General features: G+C 48.6%; 14 protein-coding genes. 12 read left to right on the top strand and 2 right to left on the bottom strand.

The features are described 5' to 3' along the window. Positions 1-221: 221 nt before the first annotated feature. The 9 genes from CLFS41_RS25850 (at position 222) to CLFS41_RS25890 (ending at position 9,411) form a co-directional block, all read left to right on the top strand. A complete protein-coding gene (locus CLFS41_RS25850; RefSeq protein WP_045093962.1) occupies positions 222-1,583 on the top strand; it encodes a YjiH family protein in 1,362 nt (453 codons plus the stop codon). A gap of 17 nt (positions 1,584-1,600) precedes the next feature. Beyond that, positions 1,601-1,792, top strand: a complete 192-nt coding sequence (locus CLFS41_RS25855) for a hypothetical protein (protein WP_007859357.1) — start codon at positions 1,601-1,603, stop codon at positions 1,790-1,792. A gap of 201 nt (positions 1,793-1,993) precedes the next feature. After that, positions 1,994-3,511: a YfcC family protein gene (locus CLFS41_RS25860; protein ID WP_045093963.1), complete on the top strand. Its 1,518-nt coding sequence runs from the start codon at positions 1,994-1,996 to the stop codon at positions 3,509-3,511. A gap of 25 nt (positions 3,512-3,536) precedes the next feature. After that, positions 3,537-4,535: an NAD(P)-dependent oxidoreductase gene (locus tag CLFS41_RS25865; protein ID WP_045093964.1), complete on the top strand. Its 999-nt coding sequence runs from the start codon at positions 3,537-3,539 to the stop codon at positions 4,533-4,535. 69 nt (positions 4,536-4,604) lie between these two features. Then, entirely contained in the window at positions 4,605-5,726 is a 1,122-nt protein-coding gene (locus tag CLFS41_RS25870; protein ID WP_007859345.1) for a hypothetical protein, read from the top strand. 14 nt (positions 5,727-5,740) lie between these two features. Next, positions 5,741-7,021, top strand: coding sequence for an agmatine deiminase family protein (locus tag CLFS41_RS25875; protein ID WP_045093965.1), 1,281 nt, complete (start codon positions 5,741-5,743; stop codon positions 7,019-7,021). An 18-nt stretch (positions 7,022-7,039) separates the two neighbouring features. Then, complete coding sequence (arcC, locus tag CLFS41_RS25880) at positions 7,040-7,981, top strand: carbamate kinase (RefSeq protein ID WP_007859341.1); 942 nt, start codon at positions 7,040-7,042, stop codon at positions 7,979-7,981. A gap of 113 nt (positions 7,982-8,094) precedes the next feature. After that, entirely contained in the window at positions 8,095-8,508 is a 414-nt protein-coding gene (locus tag CLFS41_RS25885) for a MarR family transcriptional regulator (protein WP_045093966.1), read from the top strand. A 42-nt stretch (positions 8,509-8,550) separates the two neighbouring features. Next, the gene (locus CLFS41_RS25890; RefSeq protein ID WP_045093967.1) at positions 8,551-9,411 is read left to right on the top strand and encodes an SDR family NAD(P)-dependent oxidoreductase; all 861 of its coding nucleotides are present in this window, start codon (positions 8,551-8,553) and stop codon (positions 9,409-9,411) included. A gap of 96 nt (positions 9,412-9,507) precedes the next feature. Here CLFS41_RS25890 and CLFS41_RS25895 read toward each other — a convergent pair whose 3' ends face one another. Beyond that, positions 9,508-9,828: an AraC family transcriptional regulator gene (locus CLFS41_RS25895; RefSeq protein ID WP_242856920.1), complete on the bottom strand. Its 321-nt coding sequence runs from the start codon at positions 9,826-9,828 to the stop codon at positions 9,508-9,510. Between the two features lie 362 nt (positions 9,829-10,190). Between CLFS41_RS25895 and CLFS41_RS25900 the strand changes: the two genes are divergently transcribed. Continuing rightward, the gene (locus CLFS41_RS25900) at positions 10,191-11,222 is read left to right on the top strand and encodes a homocysteine S-methyltransferase family protein (RefSeq protein WP_045093968.1); all 1,032 of its coding nucleotides are present in this window, start codon (positions 10,191-10,193) and stop codon (positions 11,220-11,222) included. A 176-nt stretch (positions 11,223-11,398) separates the two neighbouring features. On the opposite strand, the gene CLFS41_RS25905 is transcribed toward CLFS41_RS25900, so the two are convergent. Beyond that, positions 11,399-11,983, bottom strand: a complete 585-nt coding sequence (locus CLFS41_RS25905) for a sugar O-acetyltransferase (protein ID WP_045093969.1) — start codon at positions 11,981-11,983, stop codon at positions 11,399-11,401. A 95-nt stretch (positions 11,984-12,078) separates the two neighbouring features. Here CLFS41_RS25905 and CLFS41_RS25910 point away from each other — a divergent pair, with 95 nt between their 5' ends. Next, complete coding sequence (locus tag CLFS41_RS25910; RefSeq protein ID WP_195415265.1) at positions 12,079-12,705, top strand: GNAT family N-acetyltransferase; 627 nt, start codon at positions 12,079-12,081, stop codon at positions 12,703-12,705. Then, the gene (locus CLFS41_RS25915; protein WP_045093970.1) at positions 12,702-13,235 is read left to right on the top strand and encodes a DsbA family protein; all 534 of its coding nucleotides are present in this window, start codon (positions 12,702-12,704) and stop codon (positions 13,233-13,235) included. Before CLFS41_RS25910 ends, CLFS41_RS25915 begins: the two co-directional genes overlap by 4 nt. The last annotated feature ends 80 nt before the right edge of the window (positions 13,236-13,315 follow it).

Below are 13,315 nucleotides of genomic sequence, written 5' to 3' on the forward strand. Positions count from 1 at the left end.
GCCTTATCTGAGATTATATCATTGTTCCCTGAACATGCAAAGATGATAATTTAAACTTAAATAGAAAAGGCCGGAAAATGAATTGGTGATTCATATAAAAACAAAACTGTAATTTTGTAGATATACACAATAGAAAAAACAGTATCAACAGATTATACTGGTTTTAAAAATCAGACCTCTCAGCGGGGCGGAACATAGAATCATCACATAGGAGAAACGATATGGAGAGCCAAGGCAACAGAACGTATACTTTACAGGAGTTATGCAGATTTCTTATTCCGTCTGTATTGGGAACAGTGATCTTTCTGCTTCCCATCCAGTGGCAGGGGAATATGACCATACTCATTGGCATCATTACGGATCTCATGCAAAAGCTGTTAGCCCCTGTGATCACCACTGTGGTGGTAGCAGCCATTGTCCTGTCGGCAGTATGCTCCACTGTCAGACGGCTCCTAAAGCCGGCCTGGATCGTGGAAAGTGAACGCTGGAACAGCCTTTTTTCCTGCAATACGTTCTATTATGTATGCCGTGTTCTGGGAGCTGTGTTTGCGGTCATGGTTTACTTTGGAGCTGGCTTTCATGTTGTGATCTCTCCGGATACGGGCGGGACCATGTTGAATCTGCTCAAGACCATTACCGTGTGGTTTATGGCAGCGGCATTTCTGATTCCGCTGCTGACGGATTTCGGGATCATGGACTATGTGGGGACAATGCTACGCAGGGTGACCAGGCCGGTATTCCGCCTGCCGGGAAGGGCGGCGGTGGATCTGCTGGCCTCATGGCTGGGGAGCAATACGGTGGGGGCGGTCCTCACCATTAAGCAGTACGAGCGTGGATACTACACGGCCAGAGAGGCTATTGTGATCGCGTGCTGCTTTTCCGCCGTATCCCTGCCATTCAGCCTGGTGATCGCTGCCATGATCGGAGTGGATCATCTGTTTGTTCCCTTTTATCTCATTGTCACAATTACCGGAGTGTTGAGCGCGGCCGTTATGATCCGGATCCCGCCCCTTTGCCTGTATCCGGAGGAGTTCTGCCCGGACGTGGGCAAGCAGGTGAAGGAGGAAGAACTGGAAGGATACACCATGCACCAGTGGGCATTGAAGCTGGCTGTTGAGAAGGCGGCAAAGGGACCCGGGCTGAAACAGATCCTGGTCAGCGGACTGGATACATTTATGGGGATCGTGTTCCAGACAGCGCCCATTGTAATGGCCTTCGGAACCATTGCCTGCATGGTGGAGGCGTATACACCGGTATTTGAATGGCTGTCCATTCCCTTTGGATACTATCTGCAGTTACTTGGGATTGAGGATGCCTTTTCTGTGGCGCCTGCAACCATTATCGGTTTTATCGACATGTTCCTGCCCTCCATTCTGCTGGCAGGGGTGGGGAGCTTAAAAACAAGATTTGTATTGGGCGCATTGTCGTTGGTCCAGATCATATATATCACCGAGATCGGTTCCATCCTGATCTCCTCAAAAGTGCCGGTCAAACTAAAGGATCTCTGCTGTATATTCTTAGAGAAGACGGTGCTGGCATTGCCGATCATTATTTTGCTGACAAAAATGTTCCGATTATTTTAGGTGAGGTTATAGATAGTATGATAAAAAGAGAATCCAGATGGAAACTTTTAAAAATTGTTCTGATCCTTTATATGGTGTACGCCGCCGTTCGGATGGTATTTTACGGACAGGGTAGCTTGCAAAGCGTTATATTTGACCTGGGCAGGATTGTGCTGCTGGTGCTGTTATTGTGGTGGCTTAATACCAGATCCGCGCCGCCTGGGGAATGAATCTGTATGAGTATATAGAATGGGACTGTTGCCTTAACAGTCTCATTTTTTTGACATTTTCACGTTGGTGATTCATACATTCTTTTGATCGTGACTTTGTATGTCTGACCAATGTATTTCCGGACCCATTTCCCCTAAAATAAAATCACGCAATGCAGTACTGGAAAATGCAAACAAAAAGAAGAGGAAGGTGAATTAAAAATGGGAGGAACCCAAAAGAAGAAAAAGGAAAAGAAGGGCCTGAATTCGTATGTTGTTATATTTGCAGTCATTGTGCTGATGGCCCTTCTGACCTGGTTTGTACCTGGCGGAGAATACGAACTGGACGAAGCCGGTTATGCAATTGCAGGAACGTACAGGGAACTGCCCGCCAATCCCCAGGGACTGTGGGATGTGATCACGGCGCCGATCACGGGCATGGTGGGGAATGGAGCCGTGAGCGGAGCTATCTCCATTTCCCTTTACATCATGCTTTTCGGAAGTTTCCTGAAGATGATGGAAGAGACAGGTGTGATCGGATATGCGCTGACATCCGTGGCAAAGAAATTTCAGGAAAAACCATATGTGCTGATAACCATTCTGGTGTTTATCCTGTCGTTCCTTGGCACATCCCAGGGGGCATATGAGGAATGCGCCATCTATGTATCCTTATTCCTGCCAATATTCCTGGCCATGGGTATGGATACAATCACGGTTGTGATGATTTCCGTATTTGGTACGCAGATCGGATGTGCGGCATCGGCGATCAACCCCTTTTCCACAGGCATTGCTTCGGATATTGCGGGAATATCCTTTGGAGATGGTATCATTCCCAGATTGATCCTCTTCTTTGTACTGTCAGGTACGGTTGCGGCCCTGATCAGTCTTTATGCAAAGAAGGTTCAGGCCAATCCCGAAAAATCCGTGCAGTTTTACCGCCGGAATGAGGATCTGGAAGCTTTTGGAAACGCTGAGGAAAACAGCGGTACATCAAACAATGTGAAGCATATGACCGGGCTTGTGGTCGTATTTATCATGACCTTTGTGATCATGCTGCTGGCATTGTTCCCATGGACTTCCATCAACGAACATTTTACATTCTTTACATCCGTTGCAGAGTGGATCAACACAACTCCCATTATCAGCACCGTGATCGGAAGCAATGTGGTGGCGTTCGGCGACTGGTACTTTACGGAACTGACAGCCCTTATGCTGGTGATGTGCCTGATCGCAGGATTTATGGCAGGATATGATCTGGACAGGATCATCAACATTATCATCAAAGGTGCGGCGGAGCTTGTGTCAACAGCATTGATCGTTCCCATGGCACGCGGCATCCAGGTGATCATGACCTCGGGAAATATCACATCCACCATCCTTCATGCAACAGAAGTGACGCTCGGCTCCCTGCCGGTGGTGATTTTTGTGATCCTGGCATTTGTTATCTATCTGATATTTGCCTGCTTTCTCCCCAGTTCCACGGGACTTGCGGGAGCTACCATCTCGGTTATGGTACCCCTTGGCACATTTGCAGGAGTACCGCCCTATGTAATGATCATCATCTATAACTTTGCCCTTGGCATTGCCAAGATGTTTACACCAACCTCCATTGCGGTCATGACCTGTACGCAATACGCAAAGATTGATTACATGTCGTGGGTCAAAGCGGTCTGGAAACCCCTGGTTGTGATCTTCCTGGTGTGTCTGGCATTTGCGCTGGGACTGACGCTGATGGGTTAAGGCAGGATTGCCGGAAGGGGAAGATATGAAGATATTGATTGCAGATTATGCAGAACTGTTAATGCCCACACACGATCTGGAAACCCAAGTCTTAAAGGACGGGCTGGGGGAGGAGTGTGAGGTGGAAGTATACGAGTACACGGATGAAAAGCGGGATGAGTTTTATGAAAGGCTTTCCGGGGCGGACGCCCTGCTCACCGGTTTTATTGAGATGGATGCAGAGGCCATGGTCCATGCCCCCGGCCTGAAGGTGATATCCATCAATGCAACCGGTTATGACAAGGTGGATCTGGCCGAGGCAAACCGCCGTCATATTGGAGTGTGCCCTGTGGGGGAGTACTGCACCATTGACGTTGCGGAGCATACGATCTGTGTCATGCTTGCACTGGTTAAAAACCTGAAACATTACATGCATGCGCTGGAACGTGACCACAACTGGGATTATCAGATCGTGGAGCCTAATAAAAGGCTCAAGAATATGACACTGGGCATCTTTGGCCTTGGAAAGATCGGGACAGCGGTTGCTCTGCGTGCACAGGCCCTGGGAATGGATGTCATGGCCTATGACAGATATGTAAGTCCCACATATGCGGAAGATTTTGGGGTAAAGCTGGCGGACTCCCCGGAGGATATATATGAGGAGGCGGATGTGATCTCAAATCACATGAGCCTGACAGAGGAAAATCACGATCTCTTTAACATAGACGCATTCCGCAGGATGAGAAAACATCCTTATTTCATAAATGCGGGCAGGGGCGCTTCGGTGGTGGAAGCAGATCTTAAGCAGGCCCTTGATGAGGGGCTGATCAAAGGCGCCGCCCTTGACACTATCCGGGATGAGAGACCGGAACATATCGCACAGAACCCCCTCCTTGGAAGGGATGATGTCATCATAACGCCCCACACCGCGTTTTATTCCACCTCCTCGGTGGAAGACCTGGAGCGGACGTCAGCAATGAACATTGTGCATTATCTAAATGGAAATTTGGATCAAGTATTCAAACTGGTTACAAAGCGGCGGTAAACACAGAAAAACTGAAAAAGTGCAGATAACACTGGAATAAAAGGAAACAAAAAAAGGAGACAAGAAAAAATGGCAATATCATTAAAAGGAAGAAACTTTTTTGCACTGGAGGATTTTACACCGGAGGAGATCCGGTATCTTCTGGACCTGGCGATCCGGCTGAAAAAGGAGAGTAGGGAACACATCAAACATCAGGACTATATCGGGGAGGACTTTCTGCTGCTGTTTGAGATGAACTCCACACGTACACGCTGTGCATTTGAGACATCTGCAAATGATCTGGGGATGGGGACCACGTTCCTTTCCAATTCCCATTTTGGAAACACGGAGACAATCAAGGATTCCATGAGAGTATTCAGTGAGATGTACAGCGCCATCGGATACAGGGGGGCAAAGCACAGCACGCTGTTGGAAATGGCAAAGGACAGCGCGGTCCCCATTATCAATGGTTACACAGACCATCAGCACCCCACTCAGATGCTGGCAGACGCCATGACTTTGGATGAAGTCTGGGGACGTGAGAATTACAAGGGAAAGACCCTGTGCTTTATCGGACGGGGCGGCGCCGTGAACTCCTTCTCATATGGCGTTATGTGTGCTATGCTGGGTATGAACTTTACTTACATTACATCTTACATGGAAATGGATGAGGCACTAGAGGGACTGACAGCGGCAGAGAAGGCTACCTTCCGCAAGTTTGTGCCCGAGGGTGTGGTAAGCCCCAACTGGGATACGAAAATGGATGCCAGAAAACGTAAGATCGTGGAAGATTTGTTTGCGAAATACAGCCCCCAGTGCAAATTTATTGAAACAGATGATATCAATGCCATCAAGGGCGTGGATGTGATCACAACAGAGAACTGGGGATTTTTCACAGATCCTGTTGAGACATGGCTTCCGGGAATCGTGCGTTTCCGCCCCTACCAGGTGAACAGGGAACTGTTGGAGCGCACGGAAAATCCGGATTGTATTGTAATCCACATGCTGCCCTCCACCCATAATATGGACCATGCATCAGGACAGAAGCTGCTGTCCGTGATCGAGGACCCGGATCTGCGTGAGTTCCTTAAGGGCGGAATGGAAGTGACGGATGAAGTCTTTGAGCAGAACGCAGCATACATTTTCCAGGAAGCAGGAAACAGAAAACATACCATTAAGGCTGTTATAAAAGCAGTGTTAGGTGAGAGATAGAGGAGGAATCGGTTATGGACATATTAAAATACAGAGGATTGGATTACAGTGATTTTCGCGTACCGGGAGAATTTGAGCCACAGGAATATGTGATCCTGGGATGGCCGGCAATGGCGGAGTGCATTAAAGGATACAGTCTGCACAAAGCATTTGCACAGCTGATCAAGATCATGGTGGAGCAGGCGGAGGGCGTGACCGTGTACGTGAACTGCCCGGATCAGGCGCGTGTGGAAAGCTGCAAAAAGGCATTGGCAGAGGAAGATGTGGATATTGAGCAGGTTGTGATCACCACTTATCCGGACGGCAGCAACTGGACAAGGGATTACGGCCCCGACATTATGGTGGATGACAAAGGGCACCGTCTCCTGGCCAACCCAAGGTTTAACATGTACGGACAGAGCACCATTGACAGTGTGACCTCCACCCTGTGCGCAAAATTTGCTCCCCATCTCGCCCTTGAGATCGGCTGCAGGGATTTCCTCAATTCCACATTGATCACAGAAGGCGGGGATAAGGAATTCAACGGAAACGGCGTGCTGATGGCATTGCGGGACACCGAAGTGACCAAGAGAAATCCCCATATGTCCACAGAGGAAGTGGAGGAGGAGTTAAAGAGGCTGTTTAACTTAAAGAAAGTGCTCTGGCTGGAGAAAGGTGTCTTTGATGATGAGCTTACCACCTCGGGAGTGCTGGATTATGTGGATGGGGAACCGGTTTACCGTTCATCTTCCGCCAATGGCCATATGGACGAGTTTGCCAGATTTGTGGGACCAAATACCATTCTTCTCACCGAGATCACGGAGGAGGAGGCTGCCAAGCTGAATTCACACCGCATTACAAAAGAGCGATGCGATGCCGCATACGAGGTCCTGAAAAATGCAACGGACGCGGAAGGTAATCCATATAAGATCGTGCGCATGCCTGCGCCGGAGCCCTTCTATGTATATTCCAAACCGGGCGACTGGATCAATGATACATGGTCCTGCCGTTATGGGGAAGGAAATGACTTCCTGGATGACGGGACCCCCATGCCCACAGGAGATATGATCATGCAGCCCGCCTTAAGCTACGTCAATTTCCTGATTCTCAACAATATTGTGATCGCGCAGAATTACTGGGAGGAGGGCAGGCCGGAAAGCATCAGGGAACGGGATAAGCAGGCCCTTGCCGTCCTGCAGGAGGTATTCCCGGACAGAAAGATCGTGCCATTTGTAAGTACGGCCCTGAACATCCGCGGCGGCGGTGTGCACTGCGCCACAAAGAATGTGGGAAAGGCGTCCAAGCAGGACGAATGAGACTAAAGAGGTGAGATCATGTCAAAAATAGTAATCGCCCTGGGCGGCAACGCCCTTCAGTCCAAGAACAGTAAGCCCACCTCAGAGGGACAGCTGGAGGTGGTAAGGCATACCTGCGAGAGACTGGCTGAAATCAGTGCACAGGGCTATGAGATGAGTATTGTCCATGGCAACGGCCCCCAGGTGGGCAGGATCCTTCTGGCCTTTGAGGCTGCCAGGGATGTGACACCTGCCATGCCCTTTGATGTGTGCGGCGCCATGAGCCAGGGCTATATCGGATACCATATTCAGCAGGCATTAAAGTATGCGCTCAGCGTCAGGAACAAGCACTGTCCGGTTGTGACCGTTGCCACGCAGCTTGTGGTTGACAAAGACGATAAGGCCTTTGAAAACCCTACAAAACCCATCGGTCCCTTTTACACAGAGGAGGAAGCAAAGCAGCTGATGCAGGAAAAGGGATACGCCATGAAAGAGGACGCGGGAAGGGGATGGCGCAGAGTGGTCGCCTCCCCCACTCCCCGGAAAATCGTGGAGATCGATGCGATCAAGAACCTTTGGAAATCTACGATCGTGGTTTCCTGCGGAGGAGGCGGCATCCCGGTAGTTGAGAACCCTGACGGAACGCTGGAAGGAGTGGCTGCCGTGATCGATAAGGATTTTGCGGCGGAACTTCTGGCAGAGCAGGTGGATGCGGATATCATGATGATCCTGACCGAGGTGGAAAAGGTTGCTGTGAACTGGGGCAAGCCGGATCAGAGGAGCCTGGACAAGATGAGCTTGAAGGAGGCGGCCCGGTATGTGGAGGAAGGGCAGTTTGCCCCGGGCAGTATGCTTCCCAAGGTAGAGGCATGTATGAAGTTTGTGCGCCAGAACCCGCAGAAAAAAGCCATCATCACCAGTCTGGATAAGGCATTGGAGGCCCTGGAGTGTAAGACCGGGACCGTGATCACGTTCGCGTAAGGTCATGCTAATTCCTTCAGGAAATTTGGTGTAAAAACAAATAGTCACTTGAAATAGATAGCTTCCTATGATATAGTTTCATAGGAAGCTATCTATTTTAAAGGAGGCAGCAAATGGATGACAATAAAGTTTCAGTCCAAATAAAGAAGACTGCATTGGTGTTTGATAAAATCTCGAATCAATTATTAGCTCCCTATGGACTGTCAGGCAGCCAGTTTAAGATACTCATGGTGCTTTACCATGCTCCTATGGGGTCTGTGCGGCAGATCGATATTGAAACAAAATTTGCCATGACGAATCCGACCGTGACAGGACTTGTCCAAAAACTTGAAAAAAGTGACCTTGTGACACGGATCCCCCATCCGCAGGATAAGCGCTCGAAAATACTTCTTCTCACGGATCATGCCGTGGAGATGAAAGAGGAACTGCTTGCCTTGGCGGACGCGCTGGAATTTCAGATGACAAAGAATCTGACGGAAGAAGAGTGCGGGCAGTTATCCCGCCTCCTGCAGAAGATATCGCGGTAAGGAAAAACAGTGTTTATAAAAGAAAGCGGAAGGAGAGCAGTTATGATGAAAAATGTGATCATTACAGGAGCAAACTCAGGCCTTGGGTTTGAGAGCGCAAAGAAGATAGCAAAGGCTTCGGAGGATTTCCGTTTGATCCTTGCGTGCCGCAGCCTGGAAAAAGCGGGACAGGCCAGAGAAAGGATCGTAGAAGAAAGCGGCAATCCTAATGTTGTATGTATGGAACTAAATACAGCGTCCCTGGCTTCTGTGAAGAAATTTGCATCCGCTTATGAGCAGGGAGACTACGGCTCTGTTTATGCATTGCTGTGCAATGCGGGCATCAGCGGCAAACATACCGGCTTAACAGAGGATGGGTTTGATATTATATTTGAGACAAACCATCTTGGACATTTTCTTCTGACTAAATTGCTGCTTCCCCATATGGAGCCGGATGGAAGGATCTTTGTGACCAGCAGTGATATGCATGATGCGCCGGGAAAAACCATGAAGTGGCCGGGAACGGAAAAATTGGCGCATCCTGATTCTTCCTTGGCCGCTGATACCATCAGGTATTCTTATTCTAAACTTTGTAACTTGTATTTTGCCTATGAACTGGGGCGCAGACTGGAAAAAAACAGTGGGATATGTGTGAATGCTTTTAATCCCGGACTTATGCAAACGAATTTTATGCCTCTGAATAAGGTTTCCATCGAAGTTGTAAAGCGTACAATGCCAAAGCGGTTCGGGGATCTGGGAAAGTCATCGGATGCGCTGGCAGAGTTGGTGGTGTCTAAGGAACTGGTCAGGGGATCAGGGCTTTATTATGACCGGAGTACCAGGCCGTGCCCTTCGTCTGAATTGTCCTATCATACAGGGAATGCAGAAGAACTGTGGCGTGAGAGCGAGAGGTATGTCGGGTAAGGGTCCTGGACGGTAACATCCCTTGGTTCGGATATTGGACCAGGGGATGTTCTGCTTTCCGGAAACAACATCATATCACATCTAATTGCTTTGTACTCAATGATCCCTCCGATACTCCTTCGGCGTGCAATTCATAGCGTCATGAAAGACCCTGGCAAAATAACTGCTGGAGCTGAAACCGCAGTTCTCACTGATGGTAAGAACACTGTCGCTGGTCTGCAGCAGCATCTGGGCTGCCATGCGGACCCTGTAATCATTCAGGTAGTTGACGGGAGATATTCCAATACAGCGCTGGAAACACCGTGCGCATTCGCGGTTGCTGATATTTGCCGCATTTGCAATACTGCCCAGTGTCAGACGTTCCATGTAGTGTTCGTGAATGTACTGCATCATGGTCTTAACCCGTTCGATATCCACTCCATTGGTCTCAATATTCTGGGAACGAATTGTTTCTGTTTCAGCGAGAAGCATAGAAAAATATATTTTTGTTCAAAAATACTGTTATACATACCTGAAAGAAAATTACATGGAGCCTGTTGGGGTTACTGGAGGGGGTATCCATGGTTATATTTTTCTTTGTATTCAAGATTATTTTTCCGGAAGAAGAAAACAGGAAGTGATAAAACAGGATATAAAGTAAAGTCAACATGACGATATATCTATTGAAAATCATACCTAAAAATGCTATAGTAAGGAAGAGTGGGATGGGACCGGGTCAGGGCTCTCCCAGGGGTGTAGCAAGCTGTATTTTATAAAAAGAAAAGCAGGAGGTATGATACATGACAACCACACAACGGAGAGAAAAATTTAAAAAAACATTTGCAAAAGTCCCCATCATGATGCTGCAGGGATCTGTGGGGGAACGGATCAAACGTAATTTTACACATCAGGACCCAACGCCCCCGCTGAAGCTGGCCGGCCTTTATTATACTGAGAATGGGCATCGGGGATTGGACGCCGTGTTTCATGACTACATACAGATTGCACAGAAATATGATCTTCCAATGATTCTTCATCCGTACAGCAAGTTTACCACCCCATCCATGGGGAAAGGAACCTATTGGGAGGACCGGGATGTATCAGCGGATAATCTGAACCACTGCCGTTCCATCGTGGACGGTTATCCCGCTATCCGCGACCAGATCTTCATTGGCACCACCATGGGTTTCACCGGCGATCCTTATAATCCCTTCTCCGGATTAGATGAGGAGGAGGCTTATTTATACTATACAGACCATGCGAAAAAGCTGGAGACATCCATGATCGACCATGTGAGGAACGGCCTGACACCCAGTCTGCCGGATGCCGCCGGATGCGCCCGGGCATTAAGCGAAACCTCCATTCCGTACTTTATCACATTCCTGATCCGTAAGGACGGAAAGCTGATGGATGGAACGTGGCTCAGCGAGGCCATTGACTATATTGACGCCAAGACAGGGGATCATCCCCCTATGTTTTACCAGGTCAACTGCGTTCATCCGCGAAATGTTATGTCTGCCCTGGATAAAAGGCGGAATCGCACCAATGCGGTTCGGGAACGCTTCTTAGGACTGGAAGGCAACGGCTCTCCTCTGAGCCCGGAGGAATTAGATAACAGTCCGGTCGTGTACAGCAGCCCGGCGGATGAGTGGGCGGATGAGATGATGAAGTTACATAAGGATTACGGACTGAAATTACTGGGCGGCTGCTGCGGAACAGATCATGACCATATGGAACAGCTGGCAATACGCGTCCGACAGGTATATGATGAACAGATGGCGGAACAAAAGGCGGAACCAGTGACGGAACCGGCGGCTGAGATGACCGAATAGATGATTGGAACTGACAATTAAGCAGAATTGCGGATAGAGCTGCGAACAGAATTAAGAATAGAATTGCGGACAGAGTTGCCGCCTGCCTTGGCTGCACAGGAAGCATCGGAACGGTTCCTGGTGCGGCCGGGGCAGGCGGTTTTATGATGTACACCATTGTGAACCATAAGTGTGCGCTACCTGTTTTCCCTTACAGCCCGGCAGGGATTTCCGCAGGCGATCATATTGTCGGGAATATCCTTTGTAACAACACTTCCCGCACCGATCACAACATGATTGCCAATGGTAACACCGGGCATAATGATGGCCCCGCCGCCAATCCATACATTATCGCCGATCACCACAGGTAATGTTTGCGTCTTGCAAAATTCAAAGGAACCGTCCTCTTTGGGACCGCCAAACCGTCTGGCTGCATTGGTTGGATGAAAAGCAGTATAAATCTGTACATTGGGAGCAATCAGGGCGTTATTTCCAATGACAATCTTGTTGTCGTCTAAAAAGGTGCAGTTCATATTAACCTCACAGTTATTCCCAAAGTAGATATTGTTTCCATAATCAACATAGAAGGGGGCCGTGATCCATAAATTTTCCCCTCGACCGCCAAGTAATAAATTAAGGATGCGCTCTTTTTCTTCTTTATTTGAAGAATCGGTATTGTTATAGTCCCTTGCCAGATCCTTTGCCCTGTGCCACTCGGCCAGTAATTCTTTATCACCGCAATCATAAAGCTGACCGGCCAGCATCTTTTCTCTCTCAGTCAATGTCCGAAACCTCCTCCAATTTTGATTTAACAGCTATATTGTACCATAGATTTCTGATATAATGATACGAAATAAGATATAGGAGGCAATAAGTAATGGAATTTATAAATACGCCCTCATTAGAAACGGAGCGGCTGATATTACGGAAATTTACCGAGCAGGATATAGATGCTCTGTTTGCCATATACAGTGATCCGGAGGTGAACACCTATCTGCCCTGGTTCCCTCTGAAAACACTGGAGGAAGCCAGGGCATTATTTGAAACAAAATACAGGGATGCTTACAGGCAGCCCCGGGGATATTGCTATGCCGTCTGTTTAAAGAGTGACCAGATACCCATTGGATATGTTAATGTAGGAACAAAGGCTCCCTATGATCTGGGGTATGGACTGCGCAGGGAGTTTTGGCACAATGGAATTATAAGTGAGGCATGCAGGGCGGTGATCCGGCAGCTGAAAAGGGATGGCTTTCTTTATATTACAGCCACCCATGATGTGAATAATCCCCGCAGCGGCGAGGTAATGAAGCGGCTGGGAATGAGTTACAAATATACATATGAGGAACAGTGGCAGCCTAAGGATATCCTGGTCACATTCAGGATGTATCAGCTGAACTTTGACGGACAGGATGGCAGAGTGTATGAGGGCTACTGGGATCAGTGGGCGGTTCACTTTATTGAAAGAGATACCTATGATATAAAAGAAGAAAGGGGTTTGAAATGATAAACATAGAATTGTTTTTTGATTATGCCTGTCCCTATTGCTACCGCGGCCACAAGAATCTGCTGAATCTTCTGGAATACTATCCCCGGATAGAGATTACATGGCGTCCCTGTGAGTCACATCCATACCCGGAAACTTATTTTATGCACAGCGACCGTGCGATCCAGGGCATGTATTATATCCAGGAGCACGGGGGAAATCTGTGGAAATACCACAGGCTGGTTTATGAGGCATGCTTTGACAAGAACATGGATATTGCATCAACAGACGTACTTGCCGGGCTTGCCAAACAGTGCGGGGCAGACCACAATGCTTTTAGGAATTGTATAGAGGAAGACCGTTACCGGGAGCAGGTGCTGGCAGGCAACCGGTACGCCTGGGGAGAGAACCGCCTGGACGCAGTGCCAAGCTACCGGTTTGGGAAGCATTTACTCGGTTCACGGGACGGCCTTCTGGTGCCGGTCAGGGAGTTGGAGGATTTTTTTAGGAAGGCAGCTGCAGTTCATCAAACAGACGGCCCGATCCAATAGGCTATCCGGTCCGAAGGATTTTTCACACACCCGTTCCCAAATCTGCCGGTCATTGCATCTGCCCATCTTCTATGATAGAA

It is taken from the genome of Clostridium sp. FS41, assembly GCF_000954015.1.
Classification (GTDB): Bacteria; Bacillota; Clostridia; order Lachnospirales; family Lachnospiraceae; genus Enterocloster; species Enterocloster citroniae.

Excerpts from the sequence above, each read along its gene's own strand:
- CLFS41_RS25850 (WP_045093962.1), top strand. The coding sequence starts at position 222 with ATGGAGAGCCAAGGCAACAGAACGTATACTTTACAGGAGTTATGCAGA.
- CLFS41_RS25855 (WP_007859357.1), top strand. The coding sequence starts at position 1,601 with ATGATAAAAAGAGAATCCAGATGGAAACTTTTAAAAATTGTTCTGATC.
- CLFS41_RS25860 (WP_045093963.1), top strand. The coding sequence starts at position 1,994 with ATGGGAGGAACCCAAAAGAAGAAAAAGGAAAAGAAGGGCCTGAATTCG.
- CLFS41_RS25865 (WP_045093964.1), top strand. The coding sequence starts at position 3,537 with ATGAAGATATTGATTGCAGATTATGCAGAACTGTTAATGCCCACACAC.
- CLFS41_RS25870 (WP_007859345.1), top strand. The coding sequence starts at position 4,605 with ATGGCAATATCATTAAAAGGAAGAAACTTTTTTGCACTGGAGGATTTT.
- CLFS41_RS25875 (WP_045093965.1), top strand. The coding sequence starts at position 5,741 with ATGGACATATTAAAATACAGAGGATTGGATTACAGTGATTTTCGCGTA.
- arcC (WP_007859341.1), top strand. The coding sequence starts at position 7,040 with ATGTCAAAAATAGTAATCGCCCTGGGCGGCAACGCCCTTCAGTCCAAG.
- CLFS41_RS25885 (WP_045093966.1), top strand. The coding sequence starts at position 8,095 with ATGGATGACAATAAAGTTTCAGTCCAAATAAAGAAGACTGCATTGGTG.
- CLFS41_RS25890 (WP_045093967.1), top strand. The coding sequence starts at position 8,551 with ATGATGAAAAATGTGATCATTACAGGAGCAAACTCAGGCCTTGGGTTT.
- CLFS41_RS25900 (WP_045093968.1), top strand. The coding sequence starts at position 10,191 with ATGACAACCACACAACGGAGAGAAAAATTTAAAAAAACATTTGCAAAA.
- CLFS41_RS25910 (WP_195415265.1), top strand. The coding sequence starts at position 12,079 with ATGGAATTTATAAATACGCCCTCATTAGAAACGGAGCGGCTGATATTA.
- CLFS41_RS25915 (WP_045093970.1), top strand. The coding sequence starts at position 12,702 with ATGATAAACATAGAATTGTTTTTTGATTATGCCTGTCCCTATTGCTAC.